The organism is Pseudoalteromonas sp. S4492 (genome assembly GCF_005886115.1).
Taxonomy (GTDB): Bacteria; Pseudomonadota; Gammaproteobacteria; order Enterobacterales; family Alteromonadaceae; genus Pseudoalteromonas; species Pseudoalteromonas gelatinilytica.
In genome coordinates, this window is sequence record NZ_PNCP01000138.1 from 1 (window position 1) to 348 (window position 348).

The 348-nt window shown below is 42.0% G+C and carries 2 tRNA genes; both read right to left on the reverse strand.

Features of this window, described 5'->3' with window-relative positions:
- Positions 1 to 107 precede the first annotated feature (107 nt).
- A tRNA-Ala gene (locus tag CWC28_RS21190) sits at positions 108 to 183 on the reverse strand.
- A gap of 42 nt (positions 184 to 225) precedes the next feature.
- Positions 226 to 302, reverse strand: a tRNA-Ile gene (locus tag CWC28_RS21195).
- Between the last annotated feature and the right edge of the window lie 46 nt (positions 303 to 348).

The following is a 348-nucleotide window of genomic DNA, read 5'->3' on the forward strand; positions in this document are numbered from 1 at the left end:
TTCCAAATTTTTAAAGAGCAAGAGAATAAACTTCTCAAAATTAAACACACTCTATTCTCAAGCAGTTTATTACCTGATTAAGAATGTTTATTTTTAAGGAGTAAAAGTGGTGGAGCTAAGCAGGATCGAACTGCTGACCTCCTGCGTGCAAGGCAGGCGCTCTCCCAGCTGAGCTATAGCCCCACATATGCTGGTACTTACTGTTTAGTTGCCACTTCAAAGAAGTGGTGGGTCTGAGTAGATTTGAACTACCGACCTCACCCTTATCAGGGGTGCGCTCTAACCAACTGAGCTACAGACCCAAACAATAAGTGTTGTTCTCTTTACAATTAACAATCATCTGTGTGG